Below are 23,903 nucleotides of genomic sequence, written 5' to 3'. Positions count from 1 at the left end.
CTGGTCGGCGATCGTGTGGTCGCGGGTGGGCACATCGTCATCGACGCCGACACCAGGGTCGGCCGCGCGGGTCGGGTAGGGAAAACCCCCTGCCGAGTGGGGTGTTAGTCGCAATGTGCCGAGTGTGCCGGGAACGGCAGAGTCCAGCCATGAACTTTTCTCGGTCCGACGGAAGAGCAGCCAAGCACGCCGCCCTCGCCCTGGTGTGTGCCGTGACCGTACTGGCGGCGGCGGGGTGCGGCGAAGACAGCCGGCATGCCTCCTCGTCTGCTCACCAGCAGCCCGCAGCGCGCGGTTCGGTGGTCTCCGTGACCCCCGTGGCGGACCTGAACACCAAGGAGGTCACAGCCCGCCTGTCCAAGGCGGGTATCGATACCACACGGGTGCGCTACGGCGTGCGGGCCAACCGGATCGTGTATCGCACCGTCGATGTCAAGGGCAGGCCCAGCACGGCCAGCGAGTTGGTCGCGATGCCGAAGAACGACGAGCGCAGCCTTCGGGTCGTGTCCTGGCTGCACGGCACCGAGGTGTACCGAGGAGAGGTCGCTTCGGTGAACGACGAATCACCCGACCGGGCCACGGCGTTGCTGTTCGCCTCCACCGGGCGCGCGGTGTCTGCCCCGGACTACCTCGGCCTGGGGAAAGGCCCCGGAATCCATCCGTACGGGAACCCGAAGGCGACCGTTACGGCTTCAGTGGACGCGTTGCGGGCGGCTCGCACGGTGGCCCGCAGGGACGGTCGCGGCCTCGACCGGCGCGTACTCATCAGCGGGTTCTCCCAGGGCGGCCCCGCCACGATGCTGTTCGGGCGGGCGCTGCAGCAGGGCGTCGACCCGTACTTCCGTCCGGGCGCCCTCGCCCCGATCGCCGGCCCGTTCGACCTGAGCGGATTCGAGGCCGCCGCGGCAGACGACAAGGTCGAACGGTCGTCGCTGTACCTCGCCTATTTCGCCACCGCGTGGCACCGGATGTACGGGCTGTACGGCGCCCCGCACCAGGCGTTCCGAGCCCCTTACGACAAGACGGTGGAGACGTTGTTCGACGGCGACCACGAGGCCGCGCAGCTCATGGCAGCACTGCCCAACACCTCGAAGCGACTGTTCACCGAAGAGTTCCTCCAGAAGGTGCGCCACCCCACGGGGGATCTGCGACGCAAACTGAAGGTGATGGACACCACGTGTGACTGGCGTCCCGAAGTCCCGGTGCACCTCTTTCACGCCAAGGGCGACAAGGACGTCTCCTTTACGAACTCCCTGCACTGCCAGCGCCAGCTGGCTGCCCACGGAGCCAACCAACGACTCAGCGACGTAGGGAAGTTGGACCACAGCACGACGGTCCTCAAGGCCCTGCCACAGGTGGTGCGCGAGTTCGACACCGTCCGCTAGGGATGAAGGAGGGATGAATGCACCAACTTCGGCAAGACGTGCGTGCGAGAGCCTTCCGATGTGCCACGGGGAGACGACATGCGAAAGCGGTAGCGGTGCGGCCAGCCGTACCGCTTGTACCACCCACACGCGCGCGGTGGGCCTACTGACCGGCATCAACCGGGACGGCGGCCACCGGACGCTCAACCGAGCCGCTGGAAGTCCCGGGCGACCCGGGCTGCGGCAGAGCCGCCGAAGTGCGTCCCTTCGAAGTGCGCTTCGCCGCCGAACTCGGCTCCGTTGAAACTGACAGCATCGCCGAACGTGGCTCCCGCGAACCAGGCGGGGAACGCGAAGGTCACGGCATCAAAGACGGTATCGCCGTAGAACTCGGCTTGGTCAAAGTGGGCCATGCCTACCCTCGGCCGGCCTTCGGCGGGGTCGGTGAGGGCGTCGAGCAGCTCGCGGAGCAGTTCATCGGTGAAGGCGGTGCCACGGTGGTCGATATCCGCACCAGGCGACAACGTGGCCAGGTAGTCAGTGCGGTCCGGCTGGTTCAGGTGGGCCAGGCATGTGGAATGCGCGGGGACCCGGATACCTCGGCAACCGATGGGGTCGGTCGAGGGACGTGCGCCACAGCCGCAATGGGGCCATGCGGGCGGAGCCGGAGGTGGTTCGGTTCTGAAAGGTGTCATGCCCGCAAAGACGTTCCGTAACGGTCAAGCAGTTTCCCGCTGTTCACGCTCGGCGAACTCACGGGATCCGAGCCACGACATAGCCCGCCATTGCGCAATTCCACCACCGGCCGCTTGCCCGGCACGGAGTTCTTGTCGCTGCGCGCACAGGACGCTGCAGGCGCCCTCAAGCTGGCGCGATGAAGAGAAGGCGCCTGGATCGAGCCGCCGCACCGAGCGACCCGATATGCAGCGCCATACAGCCAGCCGGCACCTGTCCGGGATGCTCCTCGTTACGGGTGCGTGGTGACCGTACGGACAGCCCTGTAGTGCCCGTTCCGCAAGCCGGCCCGGCACCAGGGCGGCAGGCGCTCCTCACTCCACCCCGAGCCCGCCTCCGCCGCCCGCTCCGCCCGAATCATTCCGCGCCGACCGGCTGTAGCCTCAAACCTTATGAGTTGGCTGCCTGACGACTTCGTCCACCCCGTCTACGTGCCCGTGCCCAACACCGCGGTTCACCTACGGCCGATCCGGGAAGCGGACACCGCGCTCGACTACCCCGCCGTGATGGGCTCCAGAGAACGCTTGTGGGAAATCTTCGGCCCGGCATGGGGCTGGCCCCAGGAGACGATGACCTATGAAGAGGACCGCATCGACTTGCTGCGGCACGAGAAGGAGATAGCCGCGCACCAGTCGTTCAACTACGCGCTGCTCAACGAGGAGGAGACGGCGATCCTCGGCTGCGTCTACATCGACCCGCCCGAGCGCACCGGCTCCGATGGAGAGGTCTCCTGGTGGGTGGTGGACGACCTCGTCGGCGGCGAGGTCGAGCGCGCGCTCGACGCGCTGGTGCCGCAGTGGATCGCCACCGACTGGCCCTTTCAGCAGCCCCGTTATCTGGGCCGAGACATTACCTGGCAGGACTGGCTCGCGCTGCCGCGCGCCTCGTAACACGTTTGAGGCGGTGCCTGGATCGTGTCTTTGAAGAGCGTCTGAACCTTGCACGGACGTGCCGTTGACGGATGCCCCGTGGGCTTGGATCGAGCCGTTGCTCCTGACCGGTCGCCGTGCCGCGGCGGCCGGGGCGCGGCGTCCGGGGCGCGATCATCGACAGGTGATCGATGCGATCGCATGGAAGTACCAGATTAACGAGGCCGGGCACCGTGCCCGGGATGGTCGATGGCGGCAACCGCGTAGCCGTAAGCCGCGGAGTGCCGGGCCCGGGCCACCAGCCGCTGTTCCCGCCTGTGCAAGCCGCCGTTGTGGCCGATCAGGATCAGCGGGGCCGGTGCGGAGCCAGGTGTCCACAGGGTGCCGGGGATCTCGCCCAATCTCACGGATCTCGAGTCTCACGGATCTCGAAGGGACGCCGGAGCCGGGCTTGACTTGCTGTCCTGGTCGACCGACAGGGACCACCCGCCACTGTGTCAGGAAGTCGAACGAGATGCCCTCGTCGCGCCCCAGAAAGGAGAGCAGCAGGGTGAGCGATGCGGGCGACGGGTCGGCTGTCTCGGACTGCGGGCCCAGCAGACGTTGCCCCTCGGAGCATCGTGTGATCACTTCAGCCAGATGTGCGGGCGCGCGACCCGGTTCGTACCCAGCGGACCGCCGGTGCCGGGGCGGGTCCGGGCTCGCTGCGTCATGCGGCGCCGACCGACGGCAGGAAGCGGCCGACTTGCTGCAACCGCCCTCGAAGCCGTTTGGCAAACTGCTAAGGAGGTTGGCCATGCGCTACGAACATGACGTCTACTTCCACCGGTGTCCGATCGAAGGGCAAGGCGACACCATGACCACACGACAGGTACGCAAACGGTGTCAGGCGCTCGTCAAGACACTCGACCTACCCCGGCCGTTTTCCGTCGACGCCTTCGTCAAGGGGCTGTCGGTGCGGCGGGGGCGGCCGATCCGGATCCACACCGTGCCGATCGGAGCCGCCATCAACGCCTGCGGGTTGTGGATAGCCACCGCTGCCGACGACAACATCTACGTCGAGGAGAAGACCACCAAGTTCCACCAGGAGCACATCATTCTCCATGAAATCGGGCACATCCTGTGCGAACACGGCCGCAGCGACCGGGAGTTCCACGAGGCGCTCGCCATGCTGTTGCCCAGCATCCGGCCCGAGATGATCAGCCGGCTCCTGGGCCGTAGTAACTACACCAATGAGCAGGAGCAGGAAGCCGAACTCGTCGCCAGCCTGATCTACTCGGCCGCGGGGATCCTCACGCCCTCGCCGTCGACAGGAGTGCGGGGCAAGCTGGAGGCCGCACTCGGGATCCGGGAGTAGGGCCATGACCACACTTTCCCTCTACGAACTCGGTTCCCGCGTCGAGTTGTTGGGCGCAGCCGCGCTGTGGCTGGTGATCATTCTCCGACTGCCTGCCGCCCGTCACTCCCATCAGCAGAAGATGTTGCTGCTCGCCGTGGTCGGGATCGCCGGGTCGATCACGGTCTACCTCGACCCTGTCACCGCGGTGTTGAACCAATCCCTCACCTTCGCCCAAAGCTGCGGGTTGTTCATGAACGCCTGGGGAGTCCTCAGCTCGGCCCTCATCCTCGATTTCGTCCTCGCGGCGATGTCCCGGCGCCGTCCCTGGCTCATCTACGGCCCCATGATCATCACCATCGTCGCGCTGATCACACTGAACTTCACCATCGCGCCGCACGCCGGCTGCGTCACGGCGCAGGCCGTCCCGTGGTACAGCCCCTTCTGGTGGATTCTGGTGGCTGCGCATCTTGTCGGCACGGTCCCCTGCGCGGTGTTGTGTGTGCGCTACGGCCGCCAGGCCCATGACGACCGGCCTTTGCGCACCGGCCTGTTGCTGCTCGCTGCCGGCTTCACCTCGTCCTCCCTGTTCTGGTGCGTCGTTCTGGCCTTCCTCCTGGCACGCCCCGCCTGGCTGGGCGCACTGTTCCCGCTGAACATCGGCGTCACGGCCTGGCTGATGACCGCGGGGGTCTGCCTGCCCCTGGCGCTGACCATCCGCCGCGCGGCTCGCGACGCACGCGCCCTGTGGGCTCTGAGTCCCCTGTGGCGTGACCTGACCGAGGCCGTCCCGCACGTCACCCTGGAGAGGCCCCACCGGCGGATCCGTGCAGTGCTGGGCAGCCCGCAGGTCATCCGGCTCAGGCTCTACCGCCAGGTCATCGAGATCCTCGATGTCCTGCTCGTCCTGCAGGATTACGTGCGGCCCGAGGTGGTGGAGCGCGCCCGACACCACGTCACCGAGCACGGTGTTGCCGAAGAACACCTCGAACCAGCGGTCACCGCGTGCTGGCTGCAGAGCGCCCTTCAGGCCGTGGCGGCCGAAGGCGCTGCCCAACCGAACCCGCTCACGCCCGTCAACCTCAAGGACGACGGGCTCCGCAGCGAGAGCGACTTCCTGCTCGCCGTCCTGCGAGCTCGCACGCTTCCCGCTGTCCGCTCTTTCGTCCACTCCCCCGCCGCACCCGCGCCTTCGTCCGGGCCCTCGCCCGCTCCCGCTCCCGCCATGCCGGAGGGACGCGATCACCACACTCCGACCAAAACCACCACGTAGGCGATATTCATGACACAGCACCCCGCCACCACAGCCCCCTACCGCACCGGCCTGCTGAGCAATCAGGCCCCCAACGAACGTGAACGCCTTCAATCCATCCAGAACAGCGTCGATGCGTTCACCATCAAAGTCCTCCAGGAGCTTCCCATCGAAGCCTCCTCCCACTGCCTGGAATTGGGTGCGGGCGCCGGTTCCATCGCCTACTGGCTCGCCGCACGCTGCCCCCAGGGACGGGTGGTCGCCGTCGACCTCGACACCCGACACCTCGACGCACACCACGCCACGAACCTGGAGGTCCAGGAAGCCGACATCACCTCTGAGGACTACGCGCCCGGCAGCTTCCACCTCATCCACGCCCGCTACCTCTTGTGCCACCTCCCCCAGCGCGACGAGGTCATCGCGCGAGCCACCCGCTGGCTCGCCCCGGGCGGATGGCTGGTCGTCGAAGAGCCGTACCACCTGCCGGCCGACACCTCGCCTTCGCCTCTCGTCCAGCGCGTCCTGGCCGCCTACCAGCGCACATACCGCGACAACGGCGCAGACATGACGTGGGCACGGAGCCTTCCCTCCCTGCTCGCCCGCAACGCTCTGAGCCAGGTGTCCTTCGCCGGAAACCTCGGCTGCATGGGCGGCGGGACCACCAAGGACCGCTGGCTCCCCCTCATCACCCAGGCAGCCCCCGCCATGCTCGCCGACGGCCTCATCACCGAAGCAGACCTGACGGAATTCACCACCCTCCTCAAAGACCCGGCGTTCATCGACATCCCACAAGTCACCATCGCCGCATGGGGCCGGCGCCCCGAAGAGGCCGCGAGCACGCACTGAGCCGACCACCGACCTGCCTGCCTTGGCCTTCCCCCTGCGACACCGGCAGGCCAAGGCGTGCCGGAACGCTGCCCTCAAGGACATCCAGGAGCTGTCCGGCCGATCATGCGTGGAGCCAGATGACGAGGGCTGCCGCGGGCCGCCCGCCGGGGAGCCCTTCCTCAGGCGGGCGGCCTGGCGCCTGGCTGTCGACCTTCTCCGGGATCGTGTGCCGGATGCCGTGCCCGCACAGGTGGTCGTGGCACGGCCCGTTGCTACAGGCCTTGTCGGCGGCCAGGCTGCTGGGCGTCTTTCGGGGTCGGCCCGGGTCCGAGACACGGGTCGCAGATCTTCTCCCACATAGGCTCGAACCGGGTGCGGTCCGCCCGATGCCCGATGCCCCAGTCGATGGCCCAGGCCAGGCGGAAGTCACACGATCGGGCGGACAGGTCCAGTACGGGCCGCCCGGTGCAACCCGCCTGTGTCGTGCCCCGGCCCCGGCCGCAGCGGGCCGGCGCCCCGGCTCAGGGCGCGGTGGCTTCCCAGGCCGCCTGGATCATCCGGAAGACCTCGTCCGCCGTGGCCCCGGGATCGTCCGCCTGGCAGGCCAGCGCGTAGGCGTCGATGACGAACCGCGCGGTCGCCCGGCAGGCCGTCGCACTCCGGGACAGGTGGGGATCGGCGGCCAGCGCCGCTGCCAGCGCCTGCGCGTGACGCAGGCTCATCGACTCCTCGTACTCCCGCAGGGCGGGTGATCCCTCGATCATGCGTCGGAGGGGGGCGCTACCCTCCGCCGTGCAGTGCCGCACCAGGGCCTGGACCTCGCGGTGCAGCGCGGGGATGAGCGGCTCGTGCGGGGGCCGGTCGGTGACCGCCCGTGTGAGGCGCTGCTCGAAGTCATGGTCGCGCTCGAACACCAGGGCCTCTTTCGAGGCGAAGTGGGAGAAAACCGTGGTGACGGCCACGTCGGCCTCGGCCGCCACGTCACGGATGCCCACGGCGTCGTACCCGCGCTCCAGGAAGAGCCGCAGCGCGGTGTCGGCGATCTTCTGACGGGTCGCAGCCTTCTTGCGTTCGCGGCGTCCGGGCGGCTCGGTCATGCCCTGACACTACCAGGTACCAATTCCTAACGGTTGTGAAAGGCTAACGGTTAGGGTTACCTTCGGCCCATGAGGAAAATTTGCTTCGCCGAGTTCGGCGGTCCCGAGGTCCTGCGACTGGTGGAAGCCGAGGAGCCCCACGCGGGCCCCCGTCGGATCCGCATCGCCGTACGAGCGGCGGGTGTCAATCCCGTCGACTGGAGGATTCGGGAGGGCCAAGTCCTGGGAGCCCATCCGGTCGAGCTGCCCGCCGGGGTCGGACTGGACGCCGCCGGGGTGGTGGACGAGGTCGGCGAGGGCGTCGAAGGGGTCGAGGTCGGCGACCGCGTGTTCGGCGAAGGCACCGACACGTACGCCGAGTTCGCCGTGCTGTCGGCCTGGGCCCGCATACCCGTGGGACTGACCTTCGAGGAGGCGGCCGGGTACCCGTCGGTGGTGGAGACCGCGCTGCGCATCATCCGCGAGGTCGGCGTGCGGCCCGGGCAGACGCTGCTGGTCAGCGGCGCGTCCGGCGGCGTCGGGTCGGCGGTGCTGCAGATCGCCCGCGAGCGCGGCATCACGGTGATCGGCACGGCCGGGGCCGCGAACCAGGACTACCTGCGCGGCCTGGGCGCCCTCGCCACGACCTACGGCGAGGGCTGGGTCGAACGAGTGCGGCACCTGGGCCGGGTCGACGCGGCCCTCGACCTGGCCGGCTCGGGCGTGATCCGCGAACTCGTCGAGCTGACCGGGGACTCGCGCAAGGTCGTCTCCATCGCCGACCTCGGTGCGCCGCAGCTGGGCGTCCGGTTCTCCGGCGTGGCCGGGAGCATGCCGGACGCACTCACCGAGGCCGTCGACCTCATCGCCCGGGGTAGGCTCCGCATCCCGGTCGAGAAGTCGTACCCGCTCACCGAGGCGGCGGCGGCGCACGCCGACAGCCGCGCCGGCCACACCCGGGGGCGCCGGGTCCTGGTCATCTGAGCCGCCGCCCGCCCGGCGTCCCCGCCCCGAACAGCAAGTCAGTAACGAGTGGGGAAGCGTCGTCAGCGAAGCTGCCCGAACGGTACGACCCTTGGCAGACCGCTCACGAGCGGCACCGCCGCTGGTCAGCTGACGGAACCTGGCAGCAGATCCTGACCGGGTTACAGATCGAGGCTGACGCCGCCGCTCCGGATGGGGCACTGGCCGAGGCCGTCGAGAAGGAAAGCGTGCGGCGGCCCGAAGGGGCGGTGAACATCGACTCCACGTCCTGCCGGGCCCATCAGCACGCGGCCGGTGCCCGCCGCCGGTCGCCGCGTGACTTCCCGCAAAAGGGCGGCTGTGCGCGTGTGGAAACCGATGGGCGAGAGGCGCTGGGACGCTCACGAGGCGGACTGACCAGCAAAGTCCATCTGCCGGCCGACGACCGGACCCGCCCGCTGACCTGGCAGACCTCTCCAGGCCAGCGGGGCGACAGCCCCATGTTCATCCCTGTGCTGGAGGCCCTGCGGATCCGGCGGCACGGACCAGGCCGGCCCCGCAGCCGACCCGATCGCGTCCGCGGTGACAAGGCGTACTCCCACTACGACAACCGTGCTTATCTGCGACGGAGGGGCATCAAGGCGACCATTGCCCAGCCCGATGACCAGCAAGCCAAGCGACAGCGGAAGGGCCGGACCGGTGGACGTCCTCCGGTGTTCGACAAGGCCCAGTACCGCCACCGCAGTGCCGTCGAGCGATGCGTCAGCAAGTGGAAGCAGTACCGTGCAGTGGCCAGCAGGTACGACAAACGCGACTACATCTTCAACGGCACCCTGGCCGTTGCAGCGATCGTCATCTGGCTCCGCGACACCGTCCAAGAGCCACCGTAAACGATCTAGACCGGGAGCGAGAAGCCCTCGGGCACCGTGCCCTCAACGAACAGCATCCCCACACGAACCTTGCCCTCACGTATCGCCCGGGCGCGCTGGTACTCCGGGGAGTCGTACCACTCCCGGATCCGGTCCATGTCGGGAAACTCGATGACCACGACCCGGGAGGAATCCCACGTGCCTTCGACGGGCTCAGGTGTCGGGCCCGCGACCAGGTAACGGCCGCCGTGGCTGAGGATGGACTTCTGGGCCACGTCTGCGTAAGCCAGGCCAGCTTCCTCGTTGAGCACATCGACGTTGATGATGGCGTAAGCGGGCATGAGATCCCCGTCCTTAGGACTCGGCGTGTACTGATGTCAGGGCCGAGACTATTCGGGAGACACGCCAGAGGATCAGGGCTTACGCGCTTGCTTGGAGCTCAGCTCTGAAGCCATGACAGTGCCTCACCGGAGAACTTCTGGCTCTTTCAACGGGCCCCGGGGCGTTGCCGCGATCGTCATCAGGCTCTGCGGCATCGTTCAAGAGCCATCAAAAACGGCTGAGAAGTCAATGCCGTACAGGGATGCCGCGTTGGCCGACGAGAACTGCCGGCGTTCCGCGTCTGATGGGAAGTGGTTCAGGAAGGAATCGATCTCTTCTCGGGTGGGCCGTTGGAAGGGGTAGTCGGTCGAGAAGATCAATCGGTCGACGGAGGTGACGGACAGCGCGTGCTGCAGGAGGGCCGGGTTGAGCATGCCGGAGGTGGTGATGTGGAAATTTGACCGGACGTAGTCCGATACGGATCGCTCCAGGCCGGCGATGCGGGAGAGGCTGTCGGCCCGGTCGAGCCAGAACAGCAGCATCTCTCCCCAGTGGCCGAGCACGACCTGAAGGTCGGGATGACGGTCGAACGTTCCTCGCAGGATCAGCCGGAGCGCCGCGGTTGCGGCGTCCATGTGCCACCCCCAGCCGAAAGTGGCGAGGGCGAGGTCCGTCATGGGGTCGAATCCGCGATATGAGGCGTCCCGGACTGCGTTGGAGGGTAGCTGCGGGTGGATGAACACGGGCTGGCCGAGTTCCGATGCGGCGGAGAAGAAGTCGTCATAGGCGAGGTCGTCGAGGAAAAGGTCGCCTGATCGGCCGTAGACCATGGTGCCTACGTGCCCCATGCCTGCGGCTCTTTCCAGCTCGCCCGCGACGTCCTTCGGTGACGACATGGGCAGAGTGGACAGCGATCGGAAACGGGTCGGATGGCGGGCGACGGCCGCGGCAGCCATATCGTTCGCAGCGCGGCTCAGCGCCAGTGCCTCCTTGGGCAGTAGCGGCTGAACTCCCGGCGGCGTCAGGGCGAGGATCGACACGTCGATGCCCTGAGCGTCCATGGCGGCGATGCGACCGGCTCCGATGTCTTCCAGACGTTCCTGATTGTCGCCCCACTCGCTCAGGACCAGGCTTTCATCAGGGTGCGGCACAGCACGTAGGGCGGACGTCACGTCCGGCATGGTCCAGTGTTCTTCGACGGCGATGAGAGGCGTAGTCGTCATCCGTTGCGATCTCCTGTGCGTGCGTCGGCCACGTCGGCGAAGGGCGATGAGGGCTGGTCAATTCGAGTGATAAGGCCGCTGACGGTCCCTGCTGTGTTCGTCCGGCCGTCCGCAAGGGCCGTCGGCAGGGCTACCAGGGCACTGTCCGACCCGAGCGGTCCAGGTATGCCAGACCAGGCGTGCCCAGTCGGGAGAGCAGGACGTCCACCAGCAACGGGACGCTCTCCTCGACGCTGAACGGTGCGTCCGGCCCACCGAGCGCGGTGCGGATCCAGCCCGGCGCCAAGAGGACGAAGGCGCGCTGCGTCTCGGCCTGCCGGATCGCGAAGCTGCGCATGAACATGTTCAACGCCGCTTTGCTTGCCCGGTAGACCTCGCGGCCCGCGGTCGTGTTGTTCGTGATGCTGCCCTGCCCGGACGACATCGCTCCGATGAGTCCGGTGAGGGATACGAGGTCTTCGAGCGCCTCGATGACCCGCATGGGGCTGAGAGCGTTGGTGACCATCACCTCGACGAAATCGGCTGTCGCGACCGTGCCGATGAGCGTCTGCTCATTGTTCGTGATGCCCGCGTTGACGAAGAGCAGGTCGAGCTCGCGTTCCGCAAGACGCTCGTGCAGGGGCGCAAGGTGATCGGGCTCGTTGATGTCGAGATGCTCGATGGTGACGCGCCCCTCGGCCCGGTCTGCGAGATCGTGCAGGGGTGTTCGCGCAGAAGTGTCGCGGACCGTGCCGATGACGCTCCAGCCCCTGCCGAGGAATTCAGCCACCATCGCGTGACCCAGGCCGCGCGAGGCCCCCACGATGAGAGCGGTCGGCGGTTGCTTCCCTATGACAGTCGATGACATCCGGCGTCATCTCCGTTCCTTATGTCGTGAGCTCACTTCGTGCGTCCTTCGCCGAGACCGCCACGGGGGGGGCGGACCGTGACGCTGCTGTGGCTGGCTCCTCATCGGTACGGGAGGAGTCTGTTCGGCGTGCTGCCGCGGGCGCGACTCAAACAGGCCCAGTCATAGGATTCCCCCTGTGGCTGGTGCATCAATGTCTGAATCCTTCGAATTGCAGCCCGACGATGTGCGAATCATTCGGGCACTGCAGGTCGCTCCTCGGGCCTCTTTCGCCTCGATGGCGGTCGTGCTCGGCCTCACCGAGGGCGCCGTCAACCGCCGGTACCGGCGCCTGTGCGCCGACGGCGTCATCCGCGTCGCCGGCATGGTCAATCCGGGAGCGTTGGGACAGAGCAGATGGCTGGTACGACTACGCTGCCGGCCCGGCAGCGTCGCCGCGATCGCCGGCGCACTCGCCAAGCGCGACGATGTCAACTGGGTAGCCGTGGGCGCAGCGGGCTGCGAGGTCACCTGCGCGACGCAGTCACGGACTCAGGCGCAGCGCGAGGAACTGCTCGGTCAACGGCTTCCGCGCACCGCGGCGGTGCTCGACATCAACGCCTTCGCCATGCTCCGCCAGTTCATGGGAGGCCGCGGCCACTACTGGGCCGCACTACACGGCGTGCTGTCCCCGGAGCAGGAAGCCATGCTCGGGAGCGACGGCCCCCCTTTCACGGAGTCCCCGGTCGTCGCTGGAGACCCCGTACGCCTCACCGGCGAGGACGAGAAGATTCTCGAGGCGCTCGCCGCAGACGGTCGCGCCAGTCTCGTCGACCTCGCCACGGCGGCGGGCTCCACGCCGGGCCGCGTATCCCGCCGCCTTCACACCCTGCTCCAGCAACGCGTCGTCCACATCGACGTCGAGATCGCCGCAGCCGCCTTGGGCTATCACGCGCGGGCGAACCTGTGGCTGCGTGTGCATCCGTCAGCGGTGAAGAACGTCGGACGCGCGCTTGCGCGAGAACCCGAGATCGCCTTCGCCGCGGCCATCTCCGGGCCCTACAACATCCACGCCGTCGCACACTGCCGAGACTTCGACGAACTGTTCGAATTCACGTCGGACCGCATCGGGTCCCTGCCCGGCCTGCAGAGCATGGAGATCTCACCTGTCCTGCAGCACGTCAAGCAGGCGGGCACGCTACTGTCCGGCGATCGCCTCGTCGGGCCCGAGAATCCTCCCGAGCGGTCACGGGACGGTTCGGACCGCTCACCAACGCGCGGCCGGACAGGCAAGCGTTCATGAGACCCAGGCGGTCCGAGGACGGGCGTGTCAAGCGCGCTCACCGCTCAGGCACGCCGCAGTGTCGCCGTGGCGATCTCCAGGAAGTCGCGCAGCAGCCTGCCGCGCCGGTCCGCGGCGACCGCCAGACAGGTCTCGATCCCAGGGGCGTCCGTGACGGGGAGATGGACCAGGTCGGGGCGGGCGTAGGACCGCGCGACGCTCAACGGGATGAGGGCGATGCCGTGCCCGGAGGCGATGAGCTCGAACTTCTCCTCAAGCGACGACGTCCGCCGCTTGGGTGCGTCGAGCATCCGCTCGCCGTCGAGGTCCGCGGAAGTGAGCTCCGGGCGACCCGCCAGGGGATGCGTCGCGGGCATGCAGGCGACCCTGGGGTCGTGACCGACGGGAACGATACGCAAGCCCGCTTCATCGAACTGCCGTCGCAGATACCCGACTTGGGCCCGTCCGTCCCGAAGCGGCCGGTCCGGCTCCCACCAGCTTGACGGGACGACGTCGATCTCGACATCCGCATGGCGCGACGTGAACGCCCGGATCGCCTCCGATACCGGCAGCCCCGGCGAGAACGCAACCACGAGCCGTTGGACACCCTGATCGACGTCGTGGACACGGCGGACCGCCGCGGCGACCGACGGAAGGACCTGCTGCGCGTCCTCGTAGAGCTGCTTGCCGGCCGCGGTCAGCTCCACACTGCGGGTGGTCCGTAAGAGCAGCGTGCACCCCAACTCCTGCTCCAGGGACTTGATTTGGCGACTGAGCACCGGCTGGGCGATGAAGAGCTGTTCCGCCGCACGGCCGAAGTGCCGGTGCTCGGCCAGCGTGGCGAAGTAGCGGAGCTTACGCAGATCCAGATCCATGCCCTGAAGGTATCAATCGTCGGGAAGGGTATTGGACGCCACGGGCGAACCAGCCCGAGACTCGATGCATGATCGTCATCACCACTCCCACCGGCCAGATCGGCGGCCGGCTGCTGGAAATCCTCCTCAACGAGACCCGCACGCACGGCGAAGAGCTGCGCGTCATCGTGCGTGACCCCGGCAAACTCCCCGACGCGGTCCGCGCCCGGGTCGACGTGGTCACCGGCTCGCACGGCGACGCAGACGTCGTCGACCGGGCCTTCACCGGCGCGGACGCCGTCTTCTGGCTGGTCCCCTCAAACTCTCAGGCACCGAGCCTGGACACCGTGTACTCCGGATTCACCCACGCTGCCGTGAAGGCGTTCACGGCTCATGGAGTTGGGCACGTCGTCGGTGTCTCGGCGCTCGGCCGGGGCACCCCCGTCGCCGGCCGCGCCGGGCATGTGACGGCGTCGTTGGCCATGGACGACCTCATCGCGGGTTCCGGCGTGGCCTACCGGGCGCTCGCCAACCCGACGTTCATCGACAACCTGCTGTGGCAGGTGCCGTCGATCCGCGACCACGGCGTGTTCACCGACACCGGCGAGGCCGACCGCAAGACACCGATGGTCGCCACCTGCGACATCGCCGCGGCCGCCGCCGAACTGCTCCTCGACCGCACGTGGACAGGGACCGGCGAAGCCCCGGTACTGGGCCCCGAAGACCTTTCGCCCGACGACCTGGCACGCACCATGTCCGACGTCCTCGGCCGCCCGATCCGCTACGAACGGCAGACCTTCGACGACTTGCGCCAGGCACTGGCGGGACGAGGCATGAGCGACGCGCTCGTGCAGGGCTACCTCGACATGATGCGGGCCAAGGCCGACGGCCTCGACGACGCAGTGCCGCGCACCCCGCGGACCGCGAGCCCCACCTCCTTCCGCGAGTGGTGCGAGCAGGTCCTCAAGCCGGCGGTCGAGGCATGAGCGCCAAGACCGCCCTCATTGGCACTTCCAGCCGTTCATGTGCTGCCAGGCGTCGTCCCAGCTGCTCTCCTGGCCCGGGACCATGTCCTGCTGGTTGCCGAGCAGAAGGAAGGGCGGTGGTGCAAACCGGCTGCCGGGAACGGCGCGAAGAAGGTGCCGTCCAGGTCGGCGCCGGCCCGTATCCGCTGGTCGGCGGCTTGGCCAGGGCGGTGGCGTCACCGCCGAAAGAGTGGCCGGCCATACCGATGCGCTGGGCGTCGATCAGACGGGCGTCCCGCCAGGCAGGTGGCGGGACGTCAACCGGTCCAGGACAAAGGACAGATCCCTGACTCTGCTGGCGGCCACAGCCTTGGGGGTGATGTCCCGGCGGTCGCAGATGGCACAGGCGAGCGTACGGCCGTCGGGGAAGGTGACACCGAGCGCCTCGTAGGTGTGGTCGACCAGCGCCACCAGATGACCACGACTGGCCAGGTCCTCGGCAAGACCGGTCAGTCTGGCGCGCTGAAGATCGAAGCCAGGTGAGAGCACCACCAGGGGGTACCTGCCGGATCTTGAGCCGAAGATGTAATGACTGAAGACGGCATGCGCCCCTATACTCTGGCGGATGCAGTCCACGACAATCAGGCGTGCCGTCGCGCAGGATGCGCAGCTCCTCACCTCGCTGATCCAGCAGTCCAGTGCCTATCAGGGGCGGTACGCCTCGATCATCTCGGGCTACCGGGTCACCGCGGAGTACCTCGCCCGCCATCGGGTATTCGTGGCCGTCGATGCATCCGATCGGATACTGGGCTTCTACTCCCTCGTGCTGGAGCCGTCGGAGTTGGACTTGGCATTCGTCGCGGATGAGGCGCAGGGCCTGGGCATCGGTCGGCATCTGATGGGGCACATGGTCGGCCAGGCCGGGGAGGCCGGGCTGACGAGCGTGCATGTGGTGGCCCATCCGCCGGCCGAGAAGTTCTACCGGCGCATGGGCGCAAAGCGTGTCGGGACAGTTGCTCCATCGCCGCCAAAGATTGTCTGGGAACGCCCGGAGTTGCAGTTCGCCATCCCGGCGGGGCCGCGGGCAGTCACAGCCACTCATTGATGGCCGCGACGATGACGGTCGCCTCGTAGCGGACCGCGAGCCTGTCGTACCTCATGGCCACGGCCCGGTACCGCTTGAGACGATCGGGATGGTGCCGCGGTCCCGCGCCGCCTGCGGGCTCCCCCCGCTGCCTACCGACAACCACGACAGACATCAGCTACTACCCCTGTTCGACGGTCAGATGGAGCTTGGTGGTCAAGCCTCCGCGCGCGCGTCCCAGGCCGTGGTCGGCCGGATCGACGGCGAGACCGCCGGGCGGCTTCTTTTGCGCGTCCCCCTCATCGCCCTCGCGCCGGCCCCGATTCGTCAGACCGCCTTCGGTGAAGCGCAGGCAACTGGCGTATGCCCGAGGGGATTGGCACCGCGTGGGGACCGGTGTGCCCTGATGATCAACGGCACTCTACGCTGCTGCGGACCGACCGCGGAGTCGAGACGCGTGCGGCCGGACCCGTGTTCCGGTGCCTTCGCGCCCTCCGCCAGACGACGGGAAATGCACGATGAACGACATGCAAGGAATTGCCGGGGTCCCCATGAGGTGGGTGGGGCCACTGAAGATTTCGGGAAATGTAGCAACCACGGAGACCGAAGTCCCGCTCGCCACCTACGAGTCACCTCTGTGGCCTTCCGTGGGGCGCGGCGCAAAGATATCGCGGCAGACCGAGCGCGGTATCGTCGCCACCCTCGTCGACGAACGGATGACCCGCTCGGTGCTCGTCGAAGCCGAAGACGCGCAGACCGCGTACGCAGCCGCGCGCCGGCTCGACGCGCAGTTCGACGACTTGAACAAGGTCGTGCGCGCCTGCAGCGGATTCGCCGAACTGGTCGGCATCCGGCACGAGATCGCGGCCAACCTTCTGTTCATCCGGTTCGAGTTCACCACCGGTGACGCGTCCGGCCACAACATGGCGACGCTCGCGGCCGACGCGCTCTTGGCGTACATCCTGGACAACGTTCCAGGAGTTTCCTACGGATCGATTTCCGGAAACTATTGCACCGACAAGAAAGCGACCGCCGTCAACGGAATCCTGGGTCGCGGAAAGAATGTGGTAACCGAACTGCTCGTGCCGCGCACCGTGGTCACCGAAATGCTGCACACCACGGCCGCCAAGATAGCAGAGCTGAACGTGCGCAAGAATCTGATCGGAACGCTACTCGCCGGCGGAATACGCTCGGCCAACTCGCACTACGCGAACATGCTGCTCGCCTTCTACCTGGCCACCGGCCAGGACGCGGCAAATATCGTAGAGGGCTCACAGGGTGTGACCGTGGCCGAAGACCGGGAGGGCGACCTCTACTTCTCGTGCACGTTGCCGAACCTGATCGTGGGCACGGTCGGCAACGGCAAGGATCTGGACTTCGTCGAGGCCAATCTGACGCGACTCGGCTGCCGGGCCGAGCGCGAGCCGGGAGAGAACGCACGCCGACTCGCCGTCATCGCGGCCGCCACGGTGCTGTGCGGCGAACTCTCCACCATGGCAGCGCTGACGAACCCCGGCGAACTCATGCGCGCGCACCTGAACTTGGAACGCAAACAAGGCTAGTGCTCCAGCAGCGGTTCGCGCGCTGAGCCGGTTCTTCTGACGCTGCGGCAGGCCACTTCGGAGGTCTTCGACCGCTGGCTCGAAGGCCTGGCCGCCCACTACGCGGCGGCGGCATCCCCCGGCCGGCCGCGCACCAGACGTCAGGCTCGGCGATCGCGCTGTGGGAGGGGGCGTTCGTGCTCGGTCGGGCCGCGAGCACCACCTCACCGGTGCTCGCGGCGGGCAGGGCGGCGGAGGCTGCGGCCTCCAGCCGGCGGCGCCGGCGTGCTGGTGGGCGGTTACCACGGCGCCTGGCTGCACCCGTCGGGCGAACGCTGCGTCCTGCTGAGCCTGTCGAGGATATTCCGTTGACCGAGGGACGTCCGAGGCAGGAAAGTGTCGCCCTGGTCGTGACCAACGGCATACGGGGGACGGTGAACGGTGGCTGGCTCGGACATGGCCCATGACCTGCACGTCAAGGAGACCGCGTCCGATCTGCCGCTGTGGACGACGGACTTCCGGCTGTTCTTCGCCGCCCGCACCACCTCTCTGCTGGGCGACGCGATGCTCCCCGTCGCGATCACGGCCGCCGTGATCCGGGCGGGATACGGGGCGAGTGGGGTGGGCTATGCGCTGGCCGCGCTCGTAGCCCCGTTCGCAGCACTGATCATCTTTGGTGGAGTGCTGTCCGACCGCTTCGGCGCCCGACGCCTGATGGTCGTCTCGGACACGGCCCGGCTGTGTTTCCAGACGGTTCTTGCGCTGCTGTTCCTGCTGGGTACGCCGCAGTTGTGGCAGATCCTGGTGCTGCTGGCCCTGGTCGGGGCAGGCAGCGCGCTCTTCCAACCGGGAGTCGCCAGCATCACCCCGCGCCTGGCCCAGGACGTGCTGAAGGCCAACGCCACCCTGCGCATCTCGGAGTCCGTCACCGCCGTCATCGGTCCCTCGCTGGCCGGCCTGCTGCTGGTGGTCTCCTCACCGGCAACGGTGGTCGCCCTCGACGCCTTGACCTATGCGGTCAGCGGCACCTGCCTGCTCCTGCTCCGCTCGGTCCCGATGGGACCGGCCGCGCGGGACGGCGCCTCGTCGTTCCGGGCCGATCTCGTCGAGGGATGGCGGGAGTTCCGGGCCAGAACCTGGTTGTGGAGTGTCATCGTCGTCTTCATGCTCTGGCAGCTGGCGGGCGCCGGTCCCACCATGACCCTCGGCAACAGCACGCTGGTCACCGACTACGGGGCGCCGACGTTCGGCCTGGTCATGTCGTCCCTCGGCGCCGGAAGCGTGGTGGGCGGAATCGTCGCGATGAGGCTCCGCCCGCGGTATCCACTCCGGGCCGGCGCCCTCTCCATGCCCCTGTGGGCGCTCATGCCGTTGGGGGTCGCTCTCGGCCTTCCCGCGCCGCTCATCGCCGGGTGCTACGGGGTGAGCGGCGTGGGCATGGCGTTCTGGATCGTCATGTTCCACACGAGCGTGCAGACACACGTCCCGCAGGCCGTCCTCGGCAGGGTGCACGCGTACGACGCGGCCGGCTCGCTGGTGATGAAGCCGGTCGGGCAGGCGGTGGCAGGGCCGTTCGCGGTCGTCGCGGGGACGGTGCCGCTGCTGTGCGTGTCCGCGTCCATGGCGCTCGTCGCCTGCGTCCTGTTGCTGGCGATCCCAGCCGTGCGCGGCCTGCAGCGCGTGCGGCGCTGAGCCGCCCGTCCCCCACCTACTGAACTTGCCATCGACGATCAAGGAGGAGGCATGAAACATTGCGCGGAATGCGGTGCGTCCATGGAGTCGCGGTCCTGTGACGACCTGTTCAATGTCTTGCTCGCGTTGGACCACGCACGTCAGTCACCATGGGGGCCGTTGCACGGGATCTCAGTCTCTTGCTTCCTCCTCCAACACCCCAGTCGGCTTCCCGCCGACGATGGTGCGAGGGCCTGGGCGCTCCTGCACGCATATCTCGAAGGCGGCCTCGATGAAGTGAACCAGCTTGTCGGTCAGGCTCGTCGTGGCAACTCCCATCGCGCGAAGAACACCCCTGCACGAGTCGTCCGCGACGCGGAGCTGCCGCGCCGGGACGCGCCGCCATCCCGTTTCTCCGTCACGATCGAAGATGTCGCTGTCGACGGGACGTTCCCCGCCGAAGAGTTCGCGGAACGCGTCAAGGCATGGGCTGCCGCCACGGTCGACGCATGGAGCCGCACCATGTGACCGGAAGACCGGGGCCCACCGAAGAGCGGACCCACGGCATGCCTGACCGGCGGCGGGGGCGGGGCGGGGCCGGGGCAGGGCAAGGACAGGGCGGGTGAAACTACCCTGCCAGTGGCCCGGCCACTGCACTTTGCCGCCGCTCTCCGAACATCCCCAGCTCTGCTCGTGGTCCCCAGTCGGTTCGGCTTCATGCGGTGTGGGGCTCAGTGAACGGAGAACCCGCCGTCGACGAAGATCGCCTGCCCGGTGACGTAACCGGATGCACGGCTGGCCAGGAACACCGCCGCTCCGGCGAAGTCCTCGGCCAGGCCGTTGCGCCCGACCATCGTGCGTTCGGCCAGCGCCGCCACCTTCTCCGGGTCGGACGCCAACCGTGCGTTGAGCGGGGTCATGACGAAGCCGGGCACCAGCGTGTTGCAGGTGACGCCGTGTGGCGACCACGCCTCAGCCTGAGAGCGGGCCAGTGACTCCAGCGCCCCCTTGGAGACTCCGTAGGCGCCGCTCTGGACGAACGCCCGTCGCGCCTGCTGGGAGGTGATGTGGATGATTCGCCCGAAGCCCCGCTCGGCCATGCCAGGCCCGAACCGCTGGCCCAACAAGTAAGGCGCCTCCAGATTCACCGCCATCGTGGCGTCCCACACCTCCTCGCCCAGCTCGCCCATCGGCGGCCGCAGGTTGATCCCGGCGCTGTTGACGAGGATGTCGGGCTCACCGAACACCTCGGCTGCCTGCTCCGCAGCCGCGCGCACCCCGTCGCGGGTGCTCAGGTCGGCGCTCACCCAGGCCGCCCGGCAGCCGTTCGCCGCGAGCTCATCGACCGTGGCGGCCAGTTCCGCCTCCTTGCGTGCCACGATCACCACGCTCGCCCCCGCTCGTGCGAGAGCCTCGGCGATCGCTCGGCCGATACCGGAACTGCCGCCCGTCACCACGGCGACCCGGCTGTCCAGCGAGAACAGTTCGGAGAGGTAGCTATGCGAGATCATGCCCGCACCCTAGACGGCGCGCCCACGGGCCCGAGACCGAACCCACTGGGTGGGGAGATCAGCCGGACGAGTTCGGTGGGGAGGTCAACTGAGCAGGTCTGGCCGTCCCATGAGCATCGGGCGAGGAGACGCAAAGAGTGCCCTCAACTTAGGACTCCTCACAAAACTGGTGGGATTGACCCGGTCAGCTGTCGGTGTCGTGCACGAGGCCACCGGGTAGGGCGGACGCGGTCGGCCGCGCAATCGCACGCGATAAAACCGGGCGACGTCGACGGTTACCCCGGGATACTGGGCGTCATGGATGAGGTCAAGGTCATCGTCGCCCATTCCGAGCGCGCGACCCTGCGCGTCGGCGACGTGTTCCTGAAGGTGGACGCCGATCAGGCGCGCATCGACGTCGAGATCGAGGCGATGGCCCTGGCGCCGGTCCCGACCCCGGAGATCCTGTGGTGCAAGCCACCCGTACTCGCGATCGCCGCCGTCGCGGGGACGGCGCTCGGCCGCCTCGGCGAGCCGTCGACCGCGTCCCCGGCGGCGTGGGTCGCGGCGGGCGCCGCCATCCGGAAGCTGCACGACGCACAGCTGCCGCCCCGACCCGGTCGGGCCGGCCGGGACCTCGACGAGCTGGCGGCGGACCTCGACGGCGAGTGCGAACTGCTCATGGCGAACGGCCTCCTGCCCGCCGACCTGGTCATCCGCAACCGCCAAGTCGCCGAGGCCGCGCTCCGCCCGTGGCCACCGGTGTTCACGCACGGCGACCTGCAGATCGCTCACGTGTTCGTCGACGGCGGCGAGATCACGGGCATCATCGACTGGTCCGAGGCGGGCCAGGGCGATGCCCTGTACGACCTCGCCACCCTCACGCTCGGACACGAGGAGCACCTCAGCGACGTCATCGCCGGCTACGGCACCGACGTCGACCTCGACGTGATCCGCGGGTGGTGGTCGTTGCGAAGCCTGCTGGGGGTTCGCTGGCTCATCGAGCACGGCTTCGACCCGTCCGCGCCGGGCTGTGAGGTCGACGTACTGAGAGCCCGGATGTGAGGAGCGTGGGCGCCACTGGGCCGACCACCGCCGCACGCTGGAGGTTACCGCGTGGAAGTGCCGCACCGGCTCCCCGTGACGAGAGAGCCCGCCGGATGCGGTCCTGGAAGTGCGTCCGCTGGCGATCTTCAGCTGAGCGGGAGGAGAACGGATCCTGGGCGTGGAAGCAGTCATGTGCCGGTACGAGCTCAGTCAGGCGGGCGGTCAGGCACCGGTGGTAGCGACACAGGAGGAGTACGGCGGTGGTGGCCAGGCCGGAAAGCAGGCCGAGCCAGATACCGAGAGTCCAGGGGTGCGGCTCATGCGGCGCGTGTCTGGCGTCGGTACATTCCGGGGGCGAGGCCGAATTCCCGCTTGAATGCCTTGGCGAAGGCGAATTCGGAGCCGTATCCGGTCTGTGCCGCCACTGTCGTCAGTGGTGCGTCGGACTGCTGCAGCAGTTGCGCGGCCCTCGTCATGCGCCAGCGGGTCAGGTAGGCCATCGGCGGCTCGCCGATCAGTGCGGTGAAGCGGCGGGCGAAGGCCGCGCGGGACAGGCCGGAGCGGGTGGCCAGGGACTCGACGGTCCACTGCGTCGCGGGTGTCTGGTGGATGGCTGCCAGGGCGGGGGCGACCGCGGCATCGCGTAGGGCGGCGGCCCAGCCCTGGGTGGTGTCGGTGGGTTGGTCGTCCAGCCAGGCACGCAGGATGTAGAGCAGCAGTGAGTCGATCAGGCTGGGCACGATGCCTTCGGAGCCGATGCGCGGGTTGTCCAGTTCGGCGCCCAACAGCTGGACGGCGGCGCTGAGTTCGGGGTGGTGGCCGTGCCGGGTGGGCAGGTGGATGATCTCCGGCAGCCGCGTGACCAAGGGGTGTGGACGGCCTTGGTCCAAGTGGTAGTTGCCGCACAGCAGGCTGGTGCGCGGGCCGTCTCCGCCCAGCGAGACGGAGCCGATGGGCATGGAGTCGCTGAACTGCTCGGGGCGGGGCTCCTCGGCCGGTGTCGAGGGGTGGTCGGCGAGGACGTGGCCCCGGCCGTCGCGTACGAAGACCACGTCGCCGGGGCCGAGCGGGATCGGCGGGGTGTCGTCCAGCGGGACGAGCCAGCACGTTCCGTGGAGCACCACGTGGAATCCCGCCCCCGCGACCGGCGGCAGCCGCAGTCCCCATGGTGCGCGGCCGTCGGTGCGGACGGACGCCGGGCTGCCGGTGCGCATGGAGGCCAGTGCCTCGGTGAGGATGTCCATCGCCGCTCCCCCCTTCTTCGATGACGAACGATGAGAACGATGACGAACGATACGGCCGCCCTCGTGGGAGAGGTACGGCCGCCCTCGTGGGAGAGAGCGGCCGGTATCCGTATCAGACCGTCAGTACGACCTTGCCCTGCACCCGCCCCGACTCGATCAGCTCGTGTGCCTTGCCGACCTCGGCCAGTGGGAAGGTCTGCTCGACGTGGGGGCGGATCCGGCCGGCGTCCACGAGCGCGGCGATCGCCTCCAGGCTTGCGTAGTCCGGCTCCACGGAGATTCCGGCGAAGCGCCGACCGGCCGCCGCGACGGTGGCCGCGAGGTCGGTGTCGCCGTGTTCGAGGATGCTGACCAGCACGCCTCCCGGGCGCAGCGCGCGCAGCGAACGTGCGCCTTGGGCGGTGGAATCGAAGACCACGTCCGCGTCCTTTACCGCGTCGGTGAAGTCGGTGGTGTGGTAGTCGATCACCTCGTCCGCTCCCAGGTTGGTCACGAACTCGTGCCTGGCGGCACTGGCGATTGCGGTGACGTGCGCGCCGTGCGCCTTGGCGATCTGCACGGCGAGGTGGCCGACGCCGCCGGCTGCGCGGTGGATCAGCACCCGGTCGCCTTCCTTGATGCGCGCCGCGTCCACCAGTCCCTGCCAGGCGGTGAGCGCGGCGAGCGGCAGGGCGGCGGCGTGTACGTGATCGAGGGTGGTGGGCTTGCGGGCGACCTGCCGCGACGGGGCGGCGACGTATTCGGCGTAACCGGTGGCGGCGCGGGGGAAGAACGGCATCCCGTACACCTCGTCGCCCACCGCGAACCGGGCGCCGGGTCCCGCCTCTTCCACGACCCCGGAGATGTCCCAGCCGACGCCGAACGGCGGCTCGCCCAGGAGCGGGAACGCACCGGATCTGACGGCGGCGTCGACGGGGTTGACCGCGCTGGCGTGGACCCGGATGAGTACCTCGCCGGAGAGCGGGCGGGGGCGTTCGACCTCGGTGACCTTGAGGACCTCCGGGCCGCCGAAGGTGTTCTGGATGACAGCTCGCATCGGGATCTCCCTGTTGATTCGGTGTGG

The 23,903-nt window shown here is 68.4% G+C and carries 23 protein-coding genes and 2 pseudogenes; 14 read left to right on the top strand and 11 right to left on the bottom strand.

Annotated features, from left to right (window positions below):
- Positions 1-149 precede the first annotated feature (149 nt).
- Positions 150-1,385, top strand: a complete 1,236-nt coding sequence (locus IG62_RS0101950) for a lipase family protein (RefSeq protein WP_030796716.1) — start codon at positions 150-152, stop codon at positions 1,383-1,385.
- A 182-nt stretch (positions 1,386-1,567) separates the two neighbouring features.
- On the opposite strand, the gene IG62_RS0101945 is transcribed toward IG62_RS0101950, so the two are convergent.
- Positions 1,568-1,888 (bottom strand): pentapeptide repeat-containing protein, encoded by a 321-nt coding sequence (locus IG62_RS0101945; RefSeq protein ID WP_030796714.1) that lies wholly within the window; start codon positions 1,886-1,888, stop codon positions 1,568-1,570.
- 603 nt (positions 1,889-2,491) lie between these two features.
- On the opposite strand from IG62_RS0101945, the gene IG62_RS0101940 reads away from it, so the two are divergent.
- Positions 2,492-2,989 carry a hypothetical protein gene (locus tag IG62_RS0101940; protein WP_030796711.1) on the top strand — a complete coding sequence of 166 codons (498 nt, stop codon included), beginning with the start codon at positions 2,492-2,494 and terminating at the stop codon, positions 2,987-2,989.
- Positions 2,990-3,186: 197 nt separating this feature from the next.
- Here the strand turns inward: IG62_RS0101940 and IG62_RS0101935 are convergent.
- Positions 3,187-3,375: pseudogene (locus IG62_RS0101935) on the bottom strand (alpha/beta hydrolase); the annotation flags it as partial.
- A gap of 389 nt (positions 3,376-3,764) precedes the next feature.
- On the opposite strand from IG62_RS0101935, the gene IG62_RS0101930 reads away from it, so the two are divergent.
- The 3 genes from IG62_RS0101930 to IG62_RS0101920 are packed head-to-tail and all read left to right on the top strand — an operon-like array spanning position 3,765 to position 6,402.
- On the top strand, positions 3,765-4,325 hold the full coding sequence (locus tag IG62_RS0101930; protein WP_078871744.1) for an ImmA/IrrE family metallo-endopeptidase: 561 nt from the start codon (positions 3,765-3,767) through the stop codon (positions 4,323-4,325).
- Positions 4,326-4,329: 4 nt separating this feature from the next.
- Positions 4,330-5,577: an MAB_1171c family putative transporter gene (locus IG62_RS0101925; RefSeq protein ID WP_030796704.1), complete on the top strand. Its 1,248-nt coding sequence runs from the start codon at positions 4,330-4,332 to the stop codon at positions 5,575-5,577.
- A gap of 9 nt (positions 5,578-5,586) precedes the next feature.
- Positions 5,587-6,402, top strand: coding sequence for a class I SAM-dependent methyltransferase (locus tag IG62_RS0101920; protein ID WP_030796702.1), 816 nt, complete (start codon positions 5,587-5,589; stop codon positions 6,400-6,402).
- 503 nt (positions 6,403-6,905) lie between these two features.
- Here the strand turns inward: IG62_RS0101920 and IG62_RS0101915 are convergent.
- On the bottom strand, positions 6,906-7,481 hold the full coding sequence (locus IG62_RS0101915) for a TetR/AcrR family transcriptional regulator (protein ID WP_030796700.1): 576 nt from the start codon (positions 7,479-7,481) through the stop codon (positions 6,906-6,908).
- Between the two features lie 69 nt (positions 7,482-7,550).
- On the opposite strand from IG62_RS0101915, the gene IG62_RS0101910 reads away from it, so the two are divergent.
- The gene (locus IG62_RS0101910) at positions 7,551-8,444 is read left to right on the top strand and encodes an NADP-dependent oxidoreductase (RefSeq protein ID WP_030796698.1); all 894 of its coding nucleotides are present in this window, start codon (positions 7,551-7,553) and stop codon (positions 8,442-8,444) included.
- Positions 8,363-9,313, top strand: a pseudogene (locus IG62_RS44040) (IS5 family transposase); the annotation flags it as partial. The gene IG62_RS0101910 and the pseudogene IG62_RS44040, both read left to right, overlap by 82 nt.
- A 5-nt stretch (positions 9,314-9,318) precedes the next feature.
- Here the strand turns inward: IG62_RS44040 and IG62_RS0101900 are convergent.
- The 3 genes from IG62_RS0101900 to IG62_RS0101890 form a co-directional block, all read right to left on the bottom strand.
- Positions 9,319-9,633: a DUF1330 domain-containing protein gene (locus IG62_RS0101900; RefSeq protein WP_030796694.1), complete on the bottom strand. Its 315-nt coding sequence runs from the start codon at positions 9,631-9,633 to the stop codon at positions 9,319-9,321.
- 198 nt (positions 9,634-9,831) lie between these two features.
- A complete protein-coding gene (locus IG62_RS0101895; protein WP_030796692.1) occupies positions 9,832-10,836 on the bottom strand; it encodes an amidohydrolase family protein in 1,005 nt (334 codons plus the stop codon).
- 130 nt (positions 10,837-10,966) lie between these two features.
- Positions 10,967-11,683, bottom strand: a complete 717-nt coding sequence (locus IG62_RS0101890) for an SDR family NAD(P)-dependent oxidoreductase (protein WP_030796690.1) — start codon at positions 11,681-11,683, stop codon at positions 10,967-10,969.
- A gap of 193 nt (positions 11,684-11,876) precedes the next feature.
- Between IG62_RS0101890 and IG62_RS0101885 the strand changes: the two genes are divergently transcribed.
- Positions 11,877-12,965: an Lrp/AsnC family transcriptional regulator gene (locus tag IG62_RS0101885; RefSeq protein ID WP_234326161.1), complete on the top strand. Its 1,089-nt coding sequence runs from the start codon at positions 11,877-11,879 to the stop codon at positions 12,963-12,965.
- 44 nt (positions 12,966-13,009) lie between these two features.
- Here the strand turns inward: IG62_RS0101885 and IG62_RS0101880 are convergent, their stop codons facing one another.
- Positions 13,010-13,819, bottom strand: a complete 810-nt coding sequence (locus tag IG62_RS0101880) for a LysR family transcriptional regulator (protein WP_030796687.1) — start codon at positions 13,817-13,819, stop codon at positions 13,010-13,012.
- 68 nt (positions 13,820-13,887) lie between these two features.
- Here IG62_RS0101880 and IG62_RS0101875 point away from each other — a divergent pair, with 68 nt between their 5' ends.
- On the top strand, positions 13,888-14,784 hold the full coding sequence (locus IG62_RS0101875; RefSeq protein ID WP_030796685.1) for an NAD(P)H-binding protein: 897 nt from the start codon (positions 13,888-13,890) through the stop codon (positions 14,782-14,784).
- 261 nt (positions 14,785-15,045) lie between these two features.
- Here IG62_RS0101875 and IG62_RS42985 read toward each other — a convergent pair whose 3' ends face one another.
- Positions 15,046-15,315: a hypothetical protein gene (locus IG62_RS42985; RefSeq protein ID WP_158794943.1), complete on the bottom strand. Its 270-nt coding sequence runs from the start codon at positions 15,313-15,315 to the stop codon at positions 15,046-15,048.
- 73 nt (positions 15,316-15,388) lie between these two features.
- On the opposite strand from IG62_RS42985, the gene IG62_RS0101865 reads away from it, so the two are divergent.
- The 4 genes from IG62_RS0101865 (at position 15,389) to IG62_RS44035 (ending at position 19,587) form a co-directional block, all read left to right on the top strand.
- Positions 15,389-15,868: a GNAT family N-acetyltransferase gene (locus IG62_RS0101865; RefSeq protein WP_030796683.1), complete on the top strand. Its 480-nt coding sequence runs from the start codon at positions 15,389-15,391 to the stop codon at positions 15,866-15,868.
- Positions 15,869-16,365: 497 nt separating this feature from the next.
- Complete coding sequence (locus IG62_RS0101855) at positions 16,366-17,409, top strand: hydroxymethylglutaryl-CoA reductase (protein ID WP_199812389.1); 1,044 nt, start codon at positions 16,366-16,368, stop codon at positions 17,407-17,409.
- A gap of 420 nt (positions 17,410-17,829) precedes the next feature.
- On the top strand, positions 17,830-19,080 hold the full coding sequence (locus tag IG62_RS0101850; protein WP_234326159.1) for an MFS transporter: 1,251 nt from the start codon (positions 17,830-17,832) through the stop codon (positions 19,078-19,080).
- Between the two features lie 51 nt (positions 19,081-19,131).
- Positions 19,132-19,587, top strand: coding sequence for a DUF5946 family protein (locus tag IG62_RS44035; RefSeq protein ID WP_078871741.1), 456 nt, complete (start codon positions 19,132-19,134; stop codon positions 19,585-19,587).
- Positions 19,588-19,790: 203 nt separating this feature from the next.
- Here the strand turns inward: IG62_RS44035 and IG62_RS0101840 are convergent, their stop codons facing one another.
- Complete coding sequence (locus IG62_RS0101840) at positions 19,791-20,570, bottom strand: SDR family NAD(P)-dependent oxidoreductase (RefSeq protein WP_030796677.1); 780 nt, start codon at positions 20,568-20,570, stop codon at positions 19,791-19,793.
- A gap of 297 nt (positions 20,571-20,867) precedes the next feature.
- Here IG62_RS0101840 and IG62_RS0101835 point away from each other — a divergent pair, with 297 nt between their 5' ends.
- A complete protein-coding gene (locus IG62_RS0101835) occupies positions 20,868-21,614 on the top strand; it encodes a phosphotransferase family protein (RefSeq protein WP_030796675.1) in 747 nt (248 codons plus the stop codon).
- Between the two features lie 299 nt (positions 21,615-21,913).
- Here IG62_RS0101835 and IG62_RS0101830 read toward each other — a convergent pair whose 3' ends face one another.
- Entirely contained in the window at positions 21,914-22,840 is a 927-nt protein-coding gene (locus IG62_RS0101830) for an AraC family transcriptional regulator (RefSeq protein ID WP_030796673.1), read from the bottom strand.
- Positions 22,841-22,952: 112 nt separating this feature from the next.
- Positions 22,953-23,876 (bottom strand): NADP-dependent oxidoreductase, encoded by a 924-nt coding sequence (locus tag IG62_RS0101825; protein ID WP_030796671.1) that lies wholly within the window; start codon positions 23,874-23,876, stop codon positions 22,953-22,955.
- Between the last annotated feature and the right edge of the window lie 27 nt (positions 23,877-23,903).

It is taken from the genome of Streptomyces sp. NRRL S-337 (genome assembly GCF_000720175.1).
Classification (GTDB): Bacteria; Actinomycetota; Actinomycetes; order Streptomycetales; family Streptomycetaceae; genus Streptomyces; species Streptomyces siderophoricus.
This window is presented reverse-complemented; position numbering and strand designations above follow the sequence as displayed.

Coding starts and splice junctions, on each gene's coding strand:
- IG62_RS0101950 (WP_030796716.1), top strand. CDS start 150: ATGAACTTTTCTCGGTCCGACGGAAGAGCAGCCAAGCACGCCGCCCTC.
- IG62_RS0101940 (WP_030796711.1), top strand. CDS start 2,492: ATGAGTTGGCTGCCTGACGACTTCGTCCACCCCGTCTACGTGCCCGTG.
- IG62_RS0101930 (WP_078871744.1), top strand. CDS start 3,765: ATGCGCTACGAACATGACGTCTACTTCCACCGGTGTCCGATCGAAGGG.
- IG62_RS0101925 (WP_030796704.1), top strand. CDS start 4,330: ATGACCACACTTTCCCTCTACGAACTCGGTTCCCGCGTCGAGTTGTTG.
- IG62_RS0101920 (WP_030796702.1), top strand. CDS start 5,587: ATGACACAGCACCCCGCCACCACAGCCCCCTACCGCACCGGCCTGCTG.
- IG62_RS0101915 (WP_030796700.1), bottom strand. CDS start 7,481: ATGACCGAGCCGCCCGGACGCCGCGAACGCAAGAAGGCTGCGACCCGT.
- IG62_RS0101910 (WP_030796698.1), top strand. CDS start 7,551: ATGAGGAAAATTTGCTTCGCCGAGTTCGGCGGTCCCGAGGTCCTGCGA.
- IG62_RS0101900 (WP_030796694.1), bottom strand. CDS start 9,633: ATGCCCGCTTACGCCATCATCAACGTCGATGTGCTCAACGAGGAAGCT.
- IG62_RS0101895 (WP_030796692.1), bottom strand. CDS start 10,836: ATGACGACTACGCCTCTCATCGCCGTCGAAGAACACTGGACCATGCCG.
- IG62_RS0101890 (WP_030796690.1), bottom strand. CDS start 11,683: ATGTCATCGACTGTCATAGGGAAGCAACCGCCGACCGCTCTCATCGTG.
- IG62_RS0101885 (WP_234326161.1), top strand. CDS start 11,877: ATGTCTGAATCCTTCGAATTGCAGCCCGACGATGTGCGAATCATTCGG.
- IG62_RS0101880 (WP_030796687.1), bottom strand. CDS start 13,819: ATGGATCTGGATCTGCGTAAGCTCCGCTACTTCGCCACGCTGGCCGAG.
- IG62_RS0101875 (WP_030796685.1), top strand. CDS start 13,888: ATGATCGTCATCACCACTCCCACCGGCCAGATCGGCGGCCGGCTGCTG.
- IG62_RS0101865 (WP_030796683.1), top strand. CDS start 15,389: ATGCAGTCCACGACAATCAGGCGTGCCGTCGCGCAGGATGCGCAGCTC.
- IG62_RS0101855 (WP_199812389.1), top strand. CDS start 16,366: ATGAACGACATGCAAGGAATTGCCGGGGTCCCCATGAGGTGGGTGGGG.
- IG62_RS44035 (WP_078871741.1), top strand. CDS start 19,132: ATGAAACATTGCGCGGAATGCGGTGCGTCCATGGAGTCGCGGTCCTGT.
- IG62_RS0101840 (WP_030796677.1), bottom strand. CDS start 20,570: ATGATCTCGCATAGCTACCTCTCCGAACTGTTCTCGCTGGACAGCCGG.
- IG62_RS0101835 (WP_030796675.1), top strand. CDS start 20,868: ATGGATGAGGTCAAGGTCATCGTCGCCCATTCCGAGCGCGCGACCCTG.
- IG62_RS0101830 (WP_030796673.1), bottom strand. CDS start 22,840: ATGGACATCCTCACCGAGGCACTGGCCTCCATGCGCACCGGCAGCCCG.
- IG62_RS0101825 (WP_030796671.1), bottom strand. CDS start 23,876: ATGCGAGCTGTCATCCAGAACACCTTCGGCGGCCCGGAGGTCCTCAAG.